This window comes from Rhodococcus sp. DN22 (assembly GCF_036669995.1).
Taxonomy (GTDB): domain Bacteria; phylum Actinomycetota; class Actinomycetes; order Mycobacteriales; family Mycobacteriaceae; genus Rhodococcus_F; species Rhodococcus_F erythropolis.
On the sequence record NZ_CP133326.1, the window covers coordinates 2,805,267 to 2,819,967 of the forward strand.

A 14,701-nucleotide genomic window follows, 5' to 3' on the forward strand; every position below is an offset into this window, starting at 1 on the left:
GGTCGCGGCATGAGTCGCTGGTTCGCAAGCTGAGCGGATGGCAGGAGTCGAACCTGCGTGGACGGTTTTGCAGACCGCTGCCTTGCCGCTCGGCCACACCCGCATTGATCCAATTATGTTCGTAGTGAACAACAGTCGCCAGGATTGTGATCAGGGTGAATTGATCGCCATGTGACGGATTGTAGGGAAGGCGGTGAACTGGCGGGCTAGGCGCGGGAGAACACCGCGACCAGGAATTCGGAATTGTCCTTGAACGGGCGCAGGTCCCACGTGGACAGCAGCAGATCAGCCTCGAGGCCACTCGCGGCCGCGTCGGCGAGAAACTCGGGGAACTCGTAGCCGCGGCCGGCACCGAATCCGATGACCACTCGGCCGCTCGGAGCGAGATGACGAGCAAATCCTGACAATACTGCGTGCCTGGTTGGCGGAGCGAGAAACGCCATCACGTTGCCTGCCGACACGATGACGTCGAAATTCGCCTCGACACCGCGGGCCGGTAGATCGAGCTCGGAGAGATCGCCGACAAGCCACGTCGGGCCGGGGTGGTCCTCCTCCGCGGCAGCGATGAGAACCGGGTCAACGTCGACTCCGACAACCACATGCCCGACGTCGTGCAGATAACCGCCGAGTCGGCCCGGCCCGCACCCTGCATCGAGAACCCGGCCACCGCGTCCGAGCATCGCGTCGATCAAACGTGCTTCCCCGACAATGTCCTTGCCGTCCGCTCTCATGGAACGGAAACGCTCGACATATCGTGTGGAATGCGTCGAGTCGGCTGCAGTGATCTCTTCCCACTGGCTGGGGATGCGCTCGTTCGGGGCCTGTGCAGTCATCTTTCGAGGGTACCGACAGCTCACCGGGTGCCGACGACCGTCCCGTCTGCGGCATATCCGACGAGGGTTGGACGAGGGGAGGTGAGCGAGAGGGGAATCCATCCGTAGAAGCGGTCTTCGGCAAGAACTGTTGGATAGATTTGGCCGTCTGCGGTGTGAAGTTCGGCCCGAACGGCGCCTCCTGCCCCTGCGTCGTAGGTCGCCTCGTGCGGACCAGCAACCATGATCCCGGCTCCGCCTCCGAATGAATCTGCGCCGTACAAGTCGTCGTTCGATCTGCAGCCGTGTCCGAGGCTGATGAATTTCGACGGACCAACCTTGTCGATGTCGGCTGACGTCTCGAAAACCGGGGCGACGCACCTCCAGCCATCAGCGCCGTAGGCAACGAAGACGCTGAACCGGGTTCCGTCAGGTCCGGGGATGGACCCGACCCGATCGGCGGTGGACGGATCTATTCCGCCGTTGGTTCCCGGCATGGTCTGCCAACCCGAGTACATATCCGTAAACGGTTTTGGCATCATCGCCGTGGCAGCGGCGCAGCCCACCATTCCCGCTGCACAGAGCATCGCGACGAGAGCTACGGCGCCTACTCGGCGGCGTGGAACTCTGGGTGTTCCAATGTTGTTTTCGTCAGCGATGATTCGGATGCGAGTGGCAACCTGGACGTTCTCGGGCCAGAGCTCGGCGGAAAGAGAATCGGTCGGCCGCAGCTTCTCGAGGGTGGTCAGCAAATCTTTGCTCATGGAGTACTCCCGTGTTCGGCGGCAGCGCAAGGTCGGGCGGTGTTCATCGGGATCGCGGTGTCAGGTTCTGAAGCCAACCCGGTGCTCAATCGACGCCGAGCGCGAAAGAGTCGAACATGCATGGCTGGAACCGAACATCCGGCGACCCGCGCTGCTTCGGTGGCGGTCAATCCGTCCCAGGCAGTCAGGAGTAGGGCTTCACGCTCGGTGACGGTGAGTGTTGTCAGTGCTTCGAGCAGTTCTGTGCGGTCGGTGACAGTGACGTCGGCGCCCGGCGTCGATGCCGCGATCTGCTCGATTCGTCGCATCTTCTCGGTCAACGCATCGTGGCGCCGAACACTTCGACGGTTGTTGTTCATGGTGTTTCGAGCCACCACCAACAGCCATGGAAGTGCCTGTTCGGGCACCTCGTCCAAGCGTCGCCAGGCAACGAGGAACGTCTCGGAGACAACTTCCTGTGCACTGTGGTGATCAACGTGGCGGCAGGTGTACGCGAACACCCGACCGGCGTAGGCGTCCCACAGGACGGTGAAACGCTCTTCGTCGCTCGGTGGTGGCCCGTCCTCGGATTTCGGCGTCATAAGAAGAGATGTCCGGCTGGTTGCTGATCCTTACAGCGTGGGCGCCAATGGACGGTATGCCGTGTTACTCCGGCCGAGGATTCCGACGGTCAGGAGCAACAACGCAAGGATGTACAGCGTCATGATCCAGATGCCGGCAGCGGCAGGCTGCCACTTGTTCGCCTGACCGAGCAGGATCAGGGCGTCAGAGGTGAGGAACAGTGCGCCGCCGATACCGGTGATCGTGTTGTAGGCCAGTGCGGTGGACGCGGTTCCCACCAGGATTGCGGCGTACACAGGGACGGCAATCCGAAGTGCCGGATCGAGACCGGTCCAGGCGTACGACACAAGGGCAATTCCGGCAACGGCGTACGCGCACAAAAACCATGGCCGCCTTCGTATCTCCCGAAGAGCGTCGTGCGAGAGAAAGAATCGGATGAAACAGACGTGACCGATCGCGAAGGCGGCCATCCCGATGACAAACGTGGAGTCCCAGATCAGGAACAGGTCTCCGAAAGCGCAGGCAATCAGCGCAGCAGCAACGATCCTCGGTCCGCCTTGGTCGACAACCCAGGCAGCCAGAATCGGAGCGAGCATGACCTTGGTGATCCCGTCCCAGGGCGCAGCATCAGCGGCATTCAGGATCAGATGAAGAATCGCTACCGCGGAAAACCCGACAAACCATGGCGACCGGAAGGTGCTCGGCAGTCCGGCGTCGCCAACAGATTCACGCATCGGCTCAGTGTACGAAGTCCGCTGCACGCTCGGCGAGATCGAGCGCCGGCTGGGGGAGTATGCCGAGGATGAGCGTTACACCGGCGCCGAGGCCGATCACACTGCTGGTCAGTGCACTCGGCACCACGACGGTCGGTGCGTCTTCCGCCGATTCGGTGAAGAACATCAACACGATCACTCGCACGTAGAAGTAGGCGGCGATCGCGCTGCACAGGACGCCGACGATCACGAGAGGCGCGGCCCCACCCTCGGCGGCCGCGCTGAACACCGCGAACTTTCCGATGAACCCACTGGTCAACGGAATCCCGGCGAAAGCCAACAGGAACAGTGCAAACACAACGCCGACCAATGGTGAGCGTCTGCCCAATCCGGCCCAGCGCGACAGCGCAGCGACCTCACCGTCAGCGTCCCGGACCACACTGACGACGGCGAACGCACCCACGGTGCTGAATCCGTAAGCCAGAAGATAGAACATCGCCGAGGCGAGGCCGGCATCCGAGTCCGCCACCACGGCGGTCAGAATGAATCCGGTGTGCGCGATAGCCGAATAGGCCAGCATTCGCTTCATATCGGTCTGCGTCACTGCAACGATCGATCCGACAACCATCGTGAGAATCGCGACCGCCCACATCAGCGGGCGCCAGTTCACGTATTCATTGGGCAGGGCCACGTAGAAGACGCGAAGGATGGCGCCGAACGCGGCAATCTTGGTCGCAGTCGCCATGAAACTGGTGATCGGCGTCGGCGCCCCTTGATAGACGTCGGGAATCCACGAATGAAACGGCACTGCACCGACTTTGAACAGCAACCCCACTGCCACCAGGGCCGTTCCGAGCCAGAGGAAGGCGTCGGTGCCCGACCCGATGCGTGCTGCGTCGGCGATACCGGAGAGCGTGACCGTCCCGGCATAGCCGTACAGCAACGCAATTCCGAAAACGAAGAACGCCGACGAAAATGCCCCGAGCAGAAAGTACTTGAGCGCAGCTTCCTGGGAGAGCAGGCGACGTCTACGTGCCAGACCGCACAGGAGATACAGAGGCAGTGAGAACACTTCGAGCGCAACGAACATCGTCAGTAGATCGTTCGAAGCCGGAAACAGCAACATACCGCCGACCGCAAAGAGCGTGAGCGGAAAGACTTCGGTCTGGGCGATACCGACCTTCACTGCTTCTTGCTCCGCAACACTTCCCGGGACGCTCGACGCTTGAGGGGTGAAACTGCCGAGCGCGTCATGTTGCGCAATCACTTCGGCAGTGTTGCCCGAGCCTCGCTCGGCAATCAGCAGTACCGCGGGGATCGACACAAGAAGGATCGTGGCCTGCAAGAACAGCGTCGGTCCGTCGACCGCAACAGAACCCATCATCGCCGTCGACCGCGTGCCGGCGAGCAGAAGCACTGCCACGAATGCGGCCGCCAAACCTCCGACACCGAGAACGAGTTGCACTGGGTACCGAATACGCCGGGGTGCAAAGGCTTCGATGAGTACCCCGACCACCGCAACACCGAACACGATCAACATCGGCGCGAGCAGGCTGTATTCGATACTGGGTGATGCCGCGTCGGCCGAGCCGAGGATGGTCACGTCGTTGAAGGAACTCATTTGTGGGCACCTCCTTCGTGGTCGGCGACGAGCGGCGTCGGTGCCTCGTAGACGACGGTGTGGCTCACTGCAGGAGTGATGACGTCCAAGGCAGGCTTGGGGTAGATGCCGAGGAGCAGGAGGAGTGCGATCAGCGGGGCGACCACCACGAGTTCGCGTCGCGCGAGGTCGCGGATCGTTCCCTGCCCTTCCTTCACCGGTCCGCCCATCATGCGCTGATAGAGCCAGAGTATGTAGATCGCGGACAGTACAAGCGCGACAGTCGCCACGATAGCGGCCACGTGGTAGCGCGAGTACGTTCCGATCAGCACCAGGAACTCGCTGACGAACGGCGCGAGACCCGGCAGAGACAGTGTTGCCAACCCCGCAACGAGGAATGTGCCGGCCAGGACGGGTGCGACTTTCTGGACGCCGCCGTACGCTGCGATCGATCGTGTACCTCGCTGCGAGACCAGGAAGCCCGCAATCAAGAACAGCGCGGCAGTGGAGATTCCGTGATTGACCATGTACAGCGCGGAACCTGCCTGGCTCTGGCTGGTCATCGCGAAGATTCCGAGAATGATGAAGCCGAAGTGTGAAATCGACGTGTAGGCGATCAGTCGCATGACGTCTGTCTGCGCGATCGCCAGTATTGCGCCGTAGACGATCCCGATCACGGCGAGCGTGATGATCCACGGTGCAAAAGTCGACGACGACTCCGGGAACAGTTGCAGGCAGTAGCGAATCATCGCGAAGGTGCCTACCTTGTCCACGACCGCCATCATCAACACTGCTGTCGACGGAGTCGATTCCACTGCGGAGGCCGGCAACCAACTGTGTAGCGGCCAGAGCGGTGCCTTGACCGCGAACGCGAACATGAATCCGAGGAACAAGGCATTGAGCACCCCGGGTCCGACGCCGAGTTCACCGCTGCTCGCCGCGGACGCGATCGCTCGGAAGTCGAAAGTGCCGCTGGTGAAGGGACTCTCGTCGCGCGTGGTGACCACGTACAGGCCGATGACCGCAGCGAGCATAACCAGGCCGCCGAGGAGGTTGTAGAGCAGAAACTTCACGGCGGCCCGCGATCGGCCAACTCCACCGAACCCGCCGATGAGGAAATACATCGGTATCAGCATTGCCTCGAAGAAAATATAGAACAGGAGAATATCCAAGGCGCTGAACGAAATCATCACCATGGACTCGACAACAAGGATCAGCGCGAAATAGGTGTGCGGCATCCGCTTGGGTGATGCCGGGTCCGCGGGGACGTCGTTCCAGCCCGCGATCAGTAGTAATGGCACCAGCACTGCGGTGAGAAGAACCAGAACGAGTGCGATGCCGTCAAGTCCGAGTGTGTAGCTGGTACCGAAAGCCGGTATCCAGCTGTGGCTTTCGACGAACTGAAACTGCTCGCCGCCGCGGTCGAACGCAATTCCGAGACCGCCGGCGATCACCAGGACTGCCACGGACACTGCCAGTGCGAGAGATTTGGCAAATTGGTACGACCGTGCAGGCAGAGCGAGGACAACACCCGCTCCGATGAGCGGAAGCAGCCAGAGCGCCGTCAGCGCAGGGAAGCCGGTATTGGTCACAGAGTCGCTCACCGCCGCTTCGATCACCACAGTGTCACCGCCATCATTGTCGCGACCACGAGTGTTGCTCCGACAAACATCACCAGCGCGTACGAACGAACGAACCCGGTCTGCAGCTTCCGCGTGAGCGTGGACAACCCGGTGACGACCACCGCAAAGCTACCCACGACGCCGCCTATTCCCTTGGTGTCGAACACTTCCAGCGACTTGGTGAGTTGTTGTCCCGGCTTCATGAACACCGCCTCGTTGAAGGCGTCACCGTACAGATCACGGCGAGCCGCAACGGTCAACGGAGAAACCGGAGTCGGTGCCACCACGGGAATCTCCCGTGTGGCGTACTCGCGATAAGCAATCGCGACGCCGGCGGCGACTGCGAGCAGCGCCAGCGCGGTGATCGACCATGCGGGTATCGGCGGTTCGACGTGATGGGAGCCGACTACCGGTTCCAGCCAGTTCTGCAAGCTGGACCCGATGGTCAGGAGCATGCCGGCCCCGACGGATCCCACCGCCAGAATGATCATCGGAGACGTCATCACCGCCGGAGATTCGTGAGGTTTCTGGTTCTCCCAGCGGGCCTTCCCGAAGAAGGTCATCAGCATCACGCGGCTCATGTAGAAGGCAGTGAGCGCCGCACCCAAGAGCGTGACGATGCCAAGCACAACGCCCTTGACGCCGCCCTCGCCGATTGCAACCTCGATGATCTTGTCCTTGGAGAAGAACCCGGCAAACGGCGGAACACCGATGATGGCAAGATATCCGAGCCCGAACGTGACAAAAGTCAGTGGCATGAACGCTCGGAGTCCGCCGTAGCGCCGCATGTCGGTTTCGTCGTTCATCGCGTGCCTCACGGAGCCGGCGCCGAGGAACAGGCCCGCCTTGAAGAATCCGTGGGTGATCAGATGAAGGATTGCGAAGGCGTATCCGGCTGGTCCGAGACCCGCGGCCAGGACCATGTATCCGATCTGACTCATGGTCGATGCGGCGAGCGCTTTCTTGATGTCGTCCTTCGCACAGCCGATGATCGCACCGAACAGGAGCGTCACGGCACCGACGATGACAACCACGAGTTGAGCGTCGGGCGCGAGATCGAAGATCGGATTGGAGCGCACGATCAGGTAGACGCCGGCGGTGACCATCGTGGCCGCGTGAATCAGAGCCGAAACGGGGGTGGGGCCCTCCATCGCGTCGCCGAGCCACGACTGCAGCGGCACTTGCGCCGACTTCGCGCACGCAGCGAGGAGGAGCATCAGACCGATCGCCGTCAGGACACCTTCGCTTGCGCCGGACGCGTCGCCGAAGACATTGCTGAACGAGAGCGAGCCGAATGTGCTGAACATCAACATCATTGCGATCATCAATCCGATGTCGCCCACCCGATTGACGACAAAAGCCTTCTTGGCGGCAGTCGCCGCCGACGGCTTGTGCTGCCAGAAGCCGATCAGCAGGTATGACGCCAACCCGACGCCTTCCCAGCCGACGTAGAGTCCGAGGAAGTTGTCGGCGAGCACCAGAAGCAGCATTGCAGCGAGGAAAAGATTGAGGTACGCGAAGAACTTACGACGCTCGGGGTCGTGCGCCATGTATCCGACCGAGTAGATGTGGATCAGCGAACCTACACCGGTGATGAGCAGAACGAAACACATCGACAGTTGGTCCAGTTGCAGTCCGAACTCGACCTGAAGACTGTCGACCGGGACCCAACTGAACAGGTGCTCGGTGACGGTGCGGTCGGCGGTGTCACGGCCGAGCATGGCGATGAAAAACACCACTGCGACGACAAACGACGCGATAGCCATGACGCAGGCAAGCAGGTGACCCCACGCGTTCGTGCGACGACCGGCCAGCAAAAGGACAGCGGCGCCGCACAGCGGCAGGGCGGGGAGCAACCAGATGGCGGACGTGATTCCTCCTGACATATCAGTACTTCAGCAGGTCTGCGTCGTCGACGGATACAGAACGCCGAGATCGGAAGATGATCATGATGATTGCCAGGCCGACGACTACTTCGGCCGCAGCGACCACCATCGTGAAGAAGGCGAAGATCTGGCCGTCCAGATTGCCGTGCATGCGCGCGAAGGTCACGAACGCCAAGTTGGCGGCGTTGAGCATCAATTCGATACACATGAACACCACGATGGCGTTGCGGCGCAGGAGGACTCCTGCAGCTCCGATCGTGAACAACAGGACGGACAGATACAGATAGTTCTCGGGATTCATCGCTGAGTCTCCTCACCGGTGCTCGGATACGGGGAACGTGGAGTGAGCGCGCTGCTGACAGAGAGCGTCGAGAACGTTCCGTCTGGCAACAAGGCCGGCATGTCCACTGCGTTGTGACGTGCGTACACGCCGGGACTGGGGAGTGGAGTGGCCGAGCCCTTTTCGGGATTGTCTTCATCGCTACCCAGGTACGCGAATCGTTGCTGCGAGAGTTCGCGTTGGCTGAGTGTGGCTCCGATCTTCTCCCGATGTGCGAGCATCATTGCGCCGAGTGTCGCCGTGATCAGCAGTGCGCCGGTCAGTTCGAAGGCCCAGACGTAGCGGATGAAGATGAGATCGGCGAGAGCGTCGATGTTGCCCTGGTCGAGTCCGGTGAATCCGGTGAAGCCCGAGATCGACGCATTTCCGAGGCCGCCGATAAGGAGTAGCCCGAATCCGACGCCGATCACGATCGCGCTGACTCGTTGTCCGCGTAGCGTTTCGACCAGGGAGTCCGAAGAATCCACGCCCACCAGCATCAGGACGAACAAGAACAACATCATCACCGCGCCGGTATAGACGACGATCTGGACGACACCCAGGAACAGTGCGCCCTGGACGATGTAGAACACGGCCAGGATGATCATCGTCATCGCAAGGAAGAGTGCAGAGTAGACGGCCTTGGGCGCGGCGACGACACCCAAAGCGCTGATCACCGCAAGGGTTCCGAGGATCCAGAACTGCACCGCCTCGCCGGTGGAGGTCGATGTCATCGTTCCCTCCGCCAGGATCGTGGTGGTGACCGCCGCGATCATTTCTCGGTCTCCGGGTTCGGCTCTCGCTCGGATACTGCTTGTTCGGGTGCTGCTTGTTCGGGTGCTGCTTGTTCGGGTGCTGCTGTGATGTCGCCGCGGTAGTAGTCGTCCTGAGTTGTGCCGGGACGCAGCGCGTGTGGTGGCGCTGTCATGTCGGGTTTCAGGGGCGCGAGCAGTCGGTCCTTCTCGTAGATCAATCCAGCTCGATTGTCGTCGACCATCTCGTACTCGTTGGTCATCGTGAGGGCCCGAGTGGGGCAGGCCTCGACGCAGAGGCCGCAGCCGATGCACCGCAGGTAGTTGATCTGATACACCTGCCCGTAGCGCTCTCCGGGGGAGAACCGTTCTTCTTCGGTGTTGTCAGCACCCTCGACATAGATCGCGTCGGCGGGGCAGGCCCAGGCACACAGTTCGCAACCGATGCACTTCTCGAGTCCGTCCGCATACCGGTTGAGTTGATGGCGACCGTGGTATCCGGGCGCGGTGGGGCGCTTCTCCTCCGGATAGAACTCGGTCTCGGGTTTCTTGAACATGGTCGAGAGCGTCACTCCGAAACCCGCGATAGGTCCGAGGAATTCAGGCATGGGAGTCCTCCGATGTGTCGGAAACATCTGTGCGTCGCGGCGGTGGCACGTTCTGACCAGGCAGTTTTTGACCAGGCAGTTTTTGACCAGGCAGCGGTGGAACCGGGAAGCCGCCCGACATTGCATCGAAAGGCAAGGTCCCCGAAGCGGTGACCAACGCGGCAGTTCGGCGTCGGCCGCGGTAGGTCCCGGCCAACACGATCAGGAGCGCAGCTCCGAGAACCAGTGCGACGCAGAGAAGTACGACCCAGGTGTTGTAGCCCTCGTTGCGGAACGCACGAACGGTCGCGATCACCATCACCCATACCAAAGCTGCTGGGATCAGAACCTTCCAGCCGAGATTCATGAACTGGTCGTAGCGCAATCGAGGAAGCGTGCTGCGCAACCAGATGAAGACGAAGAGGAAGCCCCACACTTTCGCGACAAACCACAGCACCGGCCACCAACCGGAATTGGCGCCGTCCCAAAGATTGAACGGGAACGGTGCGTGCCACCCGCCCAGAAACAGCGTGGTGGCCAGAGCGGACACCGTCACCATGTTCACGTACTCGGCCAGCATGAACATCGCGAACTTGAGGGAGGAGTACTCGGTGTGGAACCCACCTACCAGCTCACCTTCGGCCTCGGGAAGGTCGAAGGGAGCCCTGTTGGTTTCGCCGACCATGGCTGTCACGTAGATCAGGAAGGACGGCAGGAGGAGAAAGACGTACCAGGCTCCCTGTTGGGCGTCGACGATGCCGGACGTGGACATCGTGCCGGCGTAGAGGAAAACGGCAGCGAAAGACAGGCCCATCGCTACCTCGTACGAGATGACCTGCGCGGTCGATCGAAGTGCGCCCAGTAGGGGATACGTCGATCCCGAAGACCAGCCGGCAAGGACGATCCCGTACACACCGATAGAAGTGACGGCCAGGATGTACAGAACGCCGACCGGTAGATCGGTCAGTTGCAGGGGTGACCGGGTTCCGAAAATCGACACCTGTGGACCGAACGGGATGACAGCAAAAGCCATGAAGGCGGGCACGACCGCGATGACGGGCGCGAGGAGGTAAAGCGGTTTGTCGGCGCCGGTCGGTGTGATGCCCTCCTTGAGGGCGAGCTTGATTCCGTCAGCGAGGCTCTGGAGCATTCCACGGGGGCCGACGCGGTTCGGTCCGACACGCATCTGCATGCGTGCCATGACCTTTCGTTCCGCGTAGATCGCCACCAGCGGGGTGAGTACGAGGAACACGAAGATTGCGAGAGCCTTGCCGATCACCAACCACCACGGGTCGTGCCCAAACGCCGACAGGTCGACCGGAGCTGCGACCGTCCCGTACTCGTGGGTGTTCATTGCGCTCCCGCCTTCGCAATCTTCACCACGGACCCCGCGGTGACGCAGAGCGTTTCGTAGATCGTGCTACCCGGTGAATTGAGCGGGAGCCAGACCGTTCGAGGCGGGAGTTCGGTGATCTCCAACGGTAATGTGATGGAACCGGATTCAGTCGACACCGCAACGTGATCGCCGTTGTCGGCGCCGATCTCGGCAGCGGTCTCGGCCGACAAACGCACGAGCGACGGACGTGCCGTACCCGCCAGGTTGGGCTCGCCGTCTTGCAATCGACCGTTGTCGAGCAACATTCGCCAACTCGACAACACTGCCTCGCCTTGCGCCGGTATGGGCAGGGTGCCTGACGGGACCTGAGGCGAGATGGGGCGCGATCCGGACCAAGCGCCGAGGCGGTGTATCTCCGAGCGTGCGGAATCTGCGTCGGGTAGGCCCAGATCGATGCCCATCTCGGCTGCGATCGCGTGGAGAACGCGCTGATCCGGCATTACTCCTGTCGTTCTCAACGCGGTGTCGAACACGCGCTCGCGGCCTTCCCAGTCGAGGATGGTTCCGGGCTTCTCGGCGACCGGTGCCACAGGGAAGACGACGTCGGCGAGTTCGGTGACTCCGCTGTGACGGATCTCCAAACTCACAACGAACCCTGCGGCTTCGATCGCGGCCCTTGCCTTCGCCGGGTTCGGGAGATCACTCAACTCGACGCCGCCGACAAGAAGCGCAGCAGTCGTCTGCCCCGGATCCAGCAGACTCGCGGCGTCGCGACCGTCGGATGCCGGGATGGAGGCCCCCCACACTGATTCCACCTCCTGACGTGCTGCCGGGTCCGCAACGGGGCGTCCGCCGGGAAGCAATCCCGGTAGCGCGCCGGCCTCGACGGCGCCGCGATCACCAGCGCGGCGTGGGACCCAAGCCAAAGAAGCTCCCGTCGATTCGGCGAGTCGCAGCGCCGCGGCGAAGCCGCCTGCTACCGCACTCAGTCGCTCACCCAGCAGGATCACAGCACCGGGCCGCCGGAGGAGTTGACCCTCCTCACTGCTGGGGTGGGACAACGAATCCATCAGAGCTGCTTCACTTCCGGGTACGGTCCGAAGTAGACCACCGCCCATCTTCTGCAGGCCGCGCGTAGCGAATGGCGCGCTGGAGAGCACCGTCGTCTTGCCGAAACGTGCGGCCTTGCGCAGTCGCAGGAAGATGATCGGTGACTCCTCCTCTGGCTCGAGAGCTACCAGCAACGCGGTCGGGGCAGATTCGAGGTCCTGGTAAGTCACCGACTCTTCGAGTGTGCGGCCAGCGACGTGAGCTGAGAGGAAATCTTCCTCTTCGGCTGAGTGAGCGCGGATTCGGAAGTCGATGTTGTTGGTAGCGAGAGCAACTCGCGCGAACTTACCGTAGGCGTAGGCGTCCTCCAAGGTAGAGCGTCCGCCGACGAGTACGCCTGCGTCACCGCGGGCCTGCGCGAAGGATCGCGCAACGAGGTCGAGTGCCATGGGCCACGACGCCGGAATCAATTCGCCGTCAGCATTGCGGATCAGGGGAGTGGTGATCCGATCACCTTGGGTCGTGTACGTGAAAGCGAAGCGCCCCTTGTCGCAGTTCCATTCCTCGTTGACGTCGGGGTCGTCCCCGGCGAGACGACGGAGAACCTTTCCGCGACGGTGGTCGGTGCGCTGAGCACATCCGTCGGCGCAGTGTTCACACACGCTGGGGCTGGACACCAGATCGAACGGTCGCGCCCGGAATCGATATGCCGTACTGGTGAGCGCGCCGACCGGGCAAACCTGGATGGTGTTGCCCGAGAAGTAGGACTCGAAGGGCTCGTTGGCGTAGATCCCGACCTGTTGAAGCGCGCCGCGCTCGAGGAGATCGATGAACGGGTCGCCGGCGATCTGACTCGAGAATCGCGTGCACCTGGCGCAGAGGACACAACGCTCGCGGTCGAGGAGGATCTCGGACGAGAGGGGGATGGGCTTGGGGTAGGTCCTTTTCTCCTCACCGAACCGGGATTCGGTGCGACCGGTCGACATCGCCTGGTTCTGGAGCGGACACTCGCCGCCCTTGTCGCACACGGGGCAGTCCAGAGGGTGGTTGATGAGCAGGAGTTCCATCACCCCGCGTTGCGCCTTCTCGGCCACAGGCGACGTGAGCTGTGTGGTGACGACCATTCCGTCCGCAACCGGTGTCGTGCAGGACGCCACCGGCTTGCGTTGACCCTCGACTTCCACGATGCACTGGCGGCAAGCACCGACCGGGTCCAGAAGAGGATGATCGCAGAACCGCGGAATCTGGGTGCCGATCATCTCCGCAGCGCGAATGATCAACGTGCCCTTGGGGACCTGGAGTTCCCGGCCGTCGATGGTGAGGGTGACGAGATCGGTCGGCGGTGCCGCATCGGTTCCAGTGGCGGCGTCGGCTGCAGTCATGAGACGAACGCTCCTGTCGCGAGAACGGACCGGTGAGGATCGAACGGGCATCCGTTACCGTCGAAATGCGCTACGTATTCCTCGCGGAAGTACTTCAAGGAAGACATGATCGGGCTGGTCGCTCCATCACCCAACGCGCAGAAGGACTTTCCGAGGATCGTGTCCGAGATATCGAGAAGTTTGGTGAGATCGGCCTCGGTTCCTGTTCCGCCTTCGAGTCGTCGCAGGATCTGCACCAGCCAGTACGTGCCCTCGCGGCACGGCGTGCATTTACCGCAGGATTCGTGAGCGTAGAACTCGGTCCATCGCAACACCGCACGCACGATGCAGGTTGTCTCGTCGAATATCTGCAAGGCCTTGGTGCCGAGCATGGATCCCGCGGCGCCGACGCCTTCGTAGTCGAGTGGGACATCGAGATGTTCGTCGGTGAAGATCGGTGTCGAGGATCCGCCGGGAGTCCAGAATTTGAGGGTGTGTCCAGCGCGGACCCCGCCTGCGTATTCGAGCAGCTCGCGCAAGGTGATCCCGAGTTCAGCCTCGTACTGGCCGGGTGTGGTGACATGACCCGAGAGCGAATACAGCGTGAATCCCGGTGACTTCTCACTTCCCATCGACCGGAACCACTCCGGGCCGCCCAGGACGATCGACGGAACACTCGCGATGGACTCGACGTTGTTGACGACGGTCGGGCAGGCATAGAGACCGGCGACAGCGGGGAACGGCGGCCGCAGTCGGGGCTGACCGCGTCGTCCCTCCAACGAATCGAGGAGGGCCGTCTCTTCCCCACAGATATAGGCGCCGGCTCCGGCATGGACGACGAGATCCAGATCGAAACCCGAACCGAGGACGTTGCGGCCCAGATATCCGGCCGCGTAAGCCTCGGCGACAGCGGTCTGTAGGCGCCGCAGAACCGGGACAACCTCACCTCTGACGTAGATGAACGCCTTTGCTGCTCGAATTGCGTACGCCGCGATGATCACTCCCTCCACCAACGTGTGTGGGGTCGCCATCATCAACGGCATGTCCTTGCATGTGCCCGGTTCGGACTCGTCGGCATTGACGACGAGGTAGTGAGGCTTGCCGTCTCCTGGCTTGTCTTCGGAGACCTGGGGGATGAAGCTCCACTTGAGGCCTGTCGGGAAACCGGCGCCACCACGTCCGCGCAGGCCCGCGTCCTTGACGGTTTCGATCACGGCGTCGGGGGGCGTGGCCAGCGCTTTGCGCAGCGCCTGGTAGCCGTCGCGGCGAAGGTAGCTGTCGAGGGTCCATGAATTCGGTTGATCCCAGTATCGACTCAGGACGGGGGCGAGTGTCATG

General features: G+C 62.1%; 12 protein-coding genes, 1 tRNA gene and 1 pseudogene. All 14 read right to left on the reverse strand.

Going from position 1 to position 14,701, the window contains the following annotated elements; translation table 11 throughout:
* Positions 1 to 32: 32 nt before the first annotated feature.
* The 14 genes and pseudogenes from RA302_RS12890 to nuoF all read right to left on the reverse strand — a co-directional run bounded on the left by RA302_RS12890 (position 33) and on the right by nuoF (position 14,700).
* A tRNA-Cys gene (locus RA302_RS12890) sits at positions 33 to 103 on the reverse strand.
* A gap of 103 nt (positions 104 to 206) precedes the next feature.
* Positions 207 to 833 carry a class I SAM-dependent methyltransferase gene (locus RA302_RS12895; protein WP_020907497.1) on the reverse strand — a complete coding sequence of 209 codons (627 nt, stop codon included), beginning with the start codon at positions 831 to 833 and terminating at the stop codon, positions 207 to 209.
* 20 nt (positions 834 to 853) lie between these two features.
* Positions 854 to 1,576, reverse strand: a complete 723-nt coding sequence (locus tag RA302_RS12900) for a hypothetical protein (protein WP_153211285.1) — start codon at positions 1,574 to 1,576, stop codon at positions 854 to 856.
* Positions 1,573 to 2,157 carry a sigma-70 family RNA polymerase sigma factor gene (locus RA302_RS12905; RefSeq protein ID WP_243617202.1) on the reverse strand — a complete coding sequence of 195 codons (585 nt, stop codon included), beginning with the start codon at positions 2,155 to 2,157 and terminating at the stop codon, positions 1,573 to 1,575. The genes RA302_RS12900 and RA302_RS12905 overlap by 4 nt, the downstream gene beginning before the upstream one ends.
* Positions 2,158 to 2,187: 30 nt before the next feature.
* A complete protein-coding gene (locus RA302_RS12910; protein ID WP_243617203.1) occupies positions 2,188 to 2,871 on the reverse strand; it encodes a lysoplasmalogenase in 684 nt (227 codons plus the stop codon).
* A gap of 4 nt (positions 2,872 to 2,875) precedes the next feature.
* Positions 2,876 to 4,471 (reverse strand): NADH-quinone oxidoreductase subunit NuoN, encoded by a 1,596-nt coding sequence (gene nuoN, locus RA302_RS12915; RefSeq protein ID WP_029255227.1) that lies wholly within the window; start codon positions 4,469 to 4,471, stop codon positions 2,876 to 2,878.
* Positions 4,468 to 6,072 (reverse strand): NADH-quinone oxidoreductase subunit M, encoded by a 1,605-nt coding sequence (locus RA302_RS12920; protein WP_243617204.1) that lies wholly within the window; start codon positions 6,070 to 6,072, stop codon positions 4,468 to 4,470. The genes nuoN and RA302_RS12920 overlap by 4 nt, the downstream gene beginning before the upstream one ends.
* Complete coding sequence (gene nuoL, locus RA302_RS12925) at positions 6,066 to 7,958, reverse strand: NADH-quinone oxidoreductase subunit L (protein ID WP_243617205.1); 1,893 nt, start codon at positions 7,956 to 7,958, stop codon at positions 6,066 to 6,068. The genes RA302_RS12920 and nuoL overlap by 7 nt, the downstream gene beginning before the upstream one ends.
* 1 nt (position 7,959) lies before the next feature.
* Positions 7,960 to 8,259, reverse strand: a complete 300-nt coding sequence (gene nuoK, locus RA302_RS12930) for an NADH-quinone oxidoreductase subunit NuoK (RefSeq protein WP_003942238.1) — start codon at positions 8,257 to 8,259, stop codon at positions 7,960 to 7,962.
* Complete coding sequence (locus RA302_RS12935) at positions 8,256 to 9,053, reverse strand: NADH-quinone oxidoreductase subunit J (protein ID WP_338481009.1); 798 nt, start codon at positions 9,051 to 9,053, stop codon at positions 8,256 to 8,258. The genes nuoK and RA302_RS12935 overlap by 4 nt, the downstream gene beginning before the upstream one ends.
* A complete protein-coding gene (nuoI, locus tag RA302_RS12940; protein ID WP_243617206.1) occupies positions 9,050 to 9,637 on the reverse strand; it encodes an NADH-quinone oxidoreductase subunit NuoI in 588 nt (195 codons plus the stop codon). Before nuoI ends, RA302_RS12935 begins: the two co-directional genes overlap by 4 nt.
* A gap of 67 nt (positions 9,638 to 9,704) precedes the next feature.
* Positions 9,705 to 10,970 (reverse strand): annotated as a pseudogene (nuoH, locus tag RA302_RS12945) (NADH-quinone oxidoreductase subunit NuoH); the annotation flags it as partial.
* The gene (locus tag RA302_RS12950) at positions 10,967 to 13,384 is read right to left on the reverse strand and encodes an NADH-quinone oxidoreductase subunit G (protein ID WP_243617208.1); all 2,418 of its coding nucleotides are present in this window, start codon (positions 13,382 to 13,384) and stop codon (positions 10,967 to 10,969) included. The gene RA302_RS12950 and the pseudogene nuoH, both read right to left, overlap by 4 nt.
* The gene (gene nuoF, locus RA302_RS12955; protein WP_019748171.1) at positions 13,381 to 14,700 is read right to left on the reverse strand and encodes an NADH-quinone oxidoreductase subunit NuoF; all 1,320 of its coding nucleotides are present in this window, start codon (positions 14,698 to 14,700) and stop codon (positions 13,381 to 13,383) included. The genes RA302_RS12950 and nuoF overlap by 4 nt, the downstream gene beginning before the upstream one ends.
* Position 14,701 lies beyond the last annotated feature (1 nt).

Excerpts from the sequence above, each read along its gene's own strand:
- nuoN (WP_029255227.1), bottom strand. The coding sequence starts at position 4,471 with ATGAGTTCCTTCAACGACGTGACCATCCTCGGCTCGGCCGACGCGGCA.
- RA302_RS12935 (WP_338481009.1), bottom strand. The coding sequence starts at position 9,053 with ATGATCGCGGCGGTCACCACCACGATCCTGGCGGAGGGAACGATGACA.
- RA302_RS12950 (WP_243617208.1), bottom strand. The coding sequence starts at position 13,384 with ATGACTGCAGCCGACGCCGCCACTGGAACCGATGCGGCACCGCCGACC.
- nuoL (WP_243617205.1), bottom strand. The coding sequence starts at position 7,958 with ATGTCAGGAGGAATCACGTCCGCCATCTGGTTGCTCCCCGCCCTGCCG.
- RA302_RS12895 (WP_020907497.1), bottom strand. The coding sequence starts at position 833 with ATGACTGCACAGGCCCCGAACGAGCGCATCCCCAGCCAGTGGGAAGAG.
- nuoF (WP_019748171.1), bottom strand. The coding sequence starts at position 14,700 with ATGACACTCGCCCCCGTCCTGAGTCGATACTGGGATCAACCGAATTCA.
- nuoI (WP_243617206.1), bottom strand. The coding sequence starts at position 9,637 with ATGCCTGAATTCCTCGGACCTATCGCGGGTTTCGGAGTGACGCTCTCG.
- nuoK (WP_003942238.1), bottom strand. The coding sequence starts at position 8,259 with ATGAATCCCGAGAACTATCTGTATCTGTCCGTCCTGTTGTTCACGATC.
- RA302_RS12910 (WP_243617203.1), bottom strand. The coding sequence starts at position 2,871 with ATGCGTGAATCTGTTGGCGACGCCGGACTGCCGAGCACCTTCCGGTCG.
- RA302_RS12905 (WP_243617202.1), bottom strand. The coding sequence starts at position 2,157 with ATGACGCCGAAATCCGAGGACGGGCCACCACCGAGCGACGAAGAGCGT.
- RA302_RS12900 (WP_153211285.1), bottom strand. The coding sequence starts at position 1,576 with ATGAGCAAAGATTTGCTGACCACCCTCGAGAAGCTGCGGCCGACCGAT.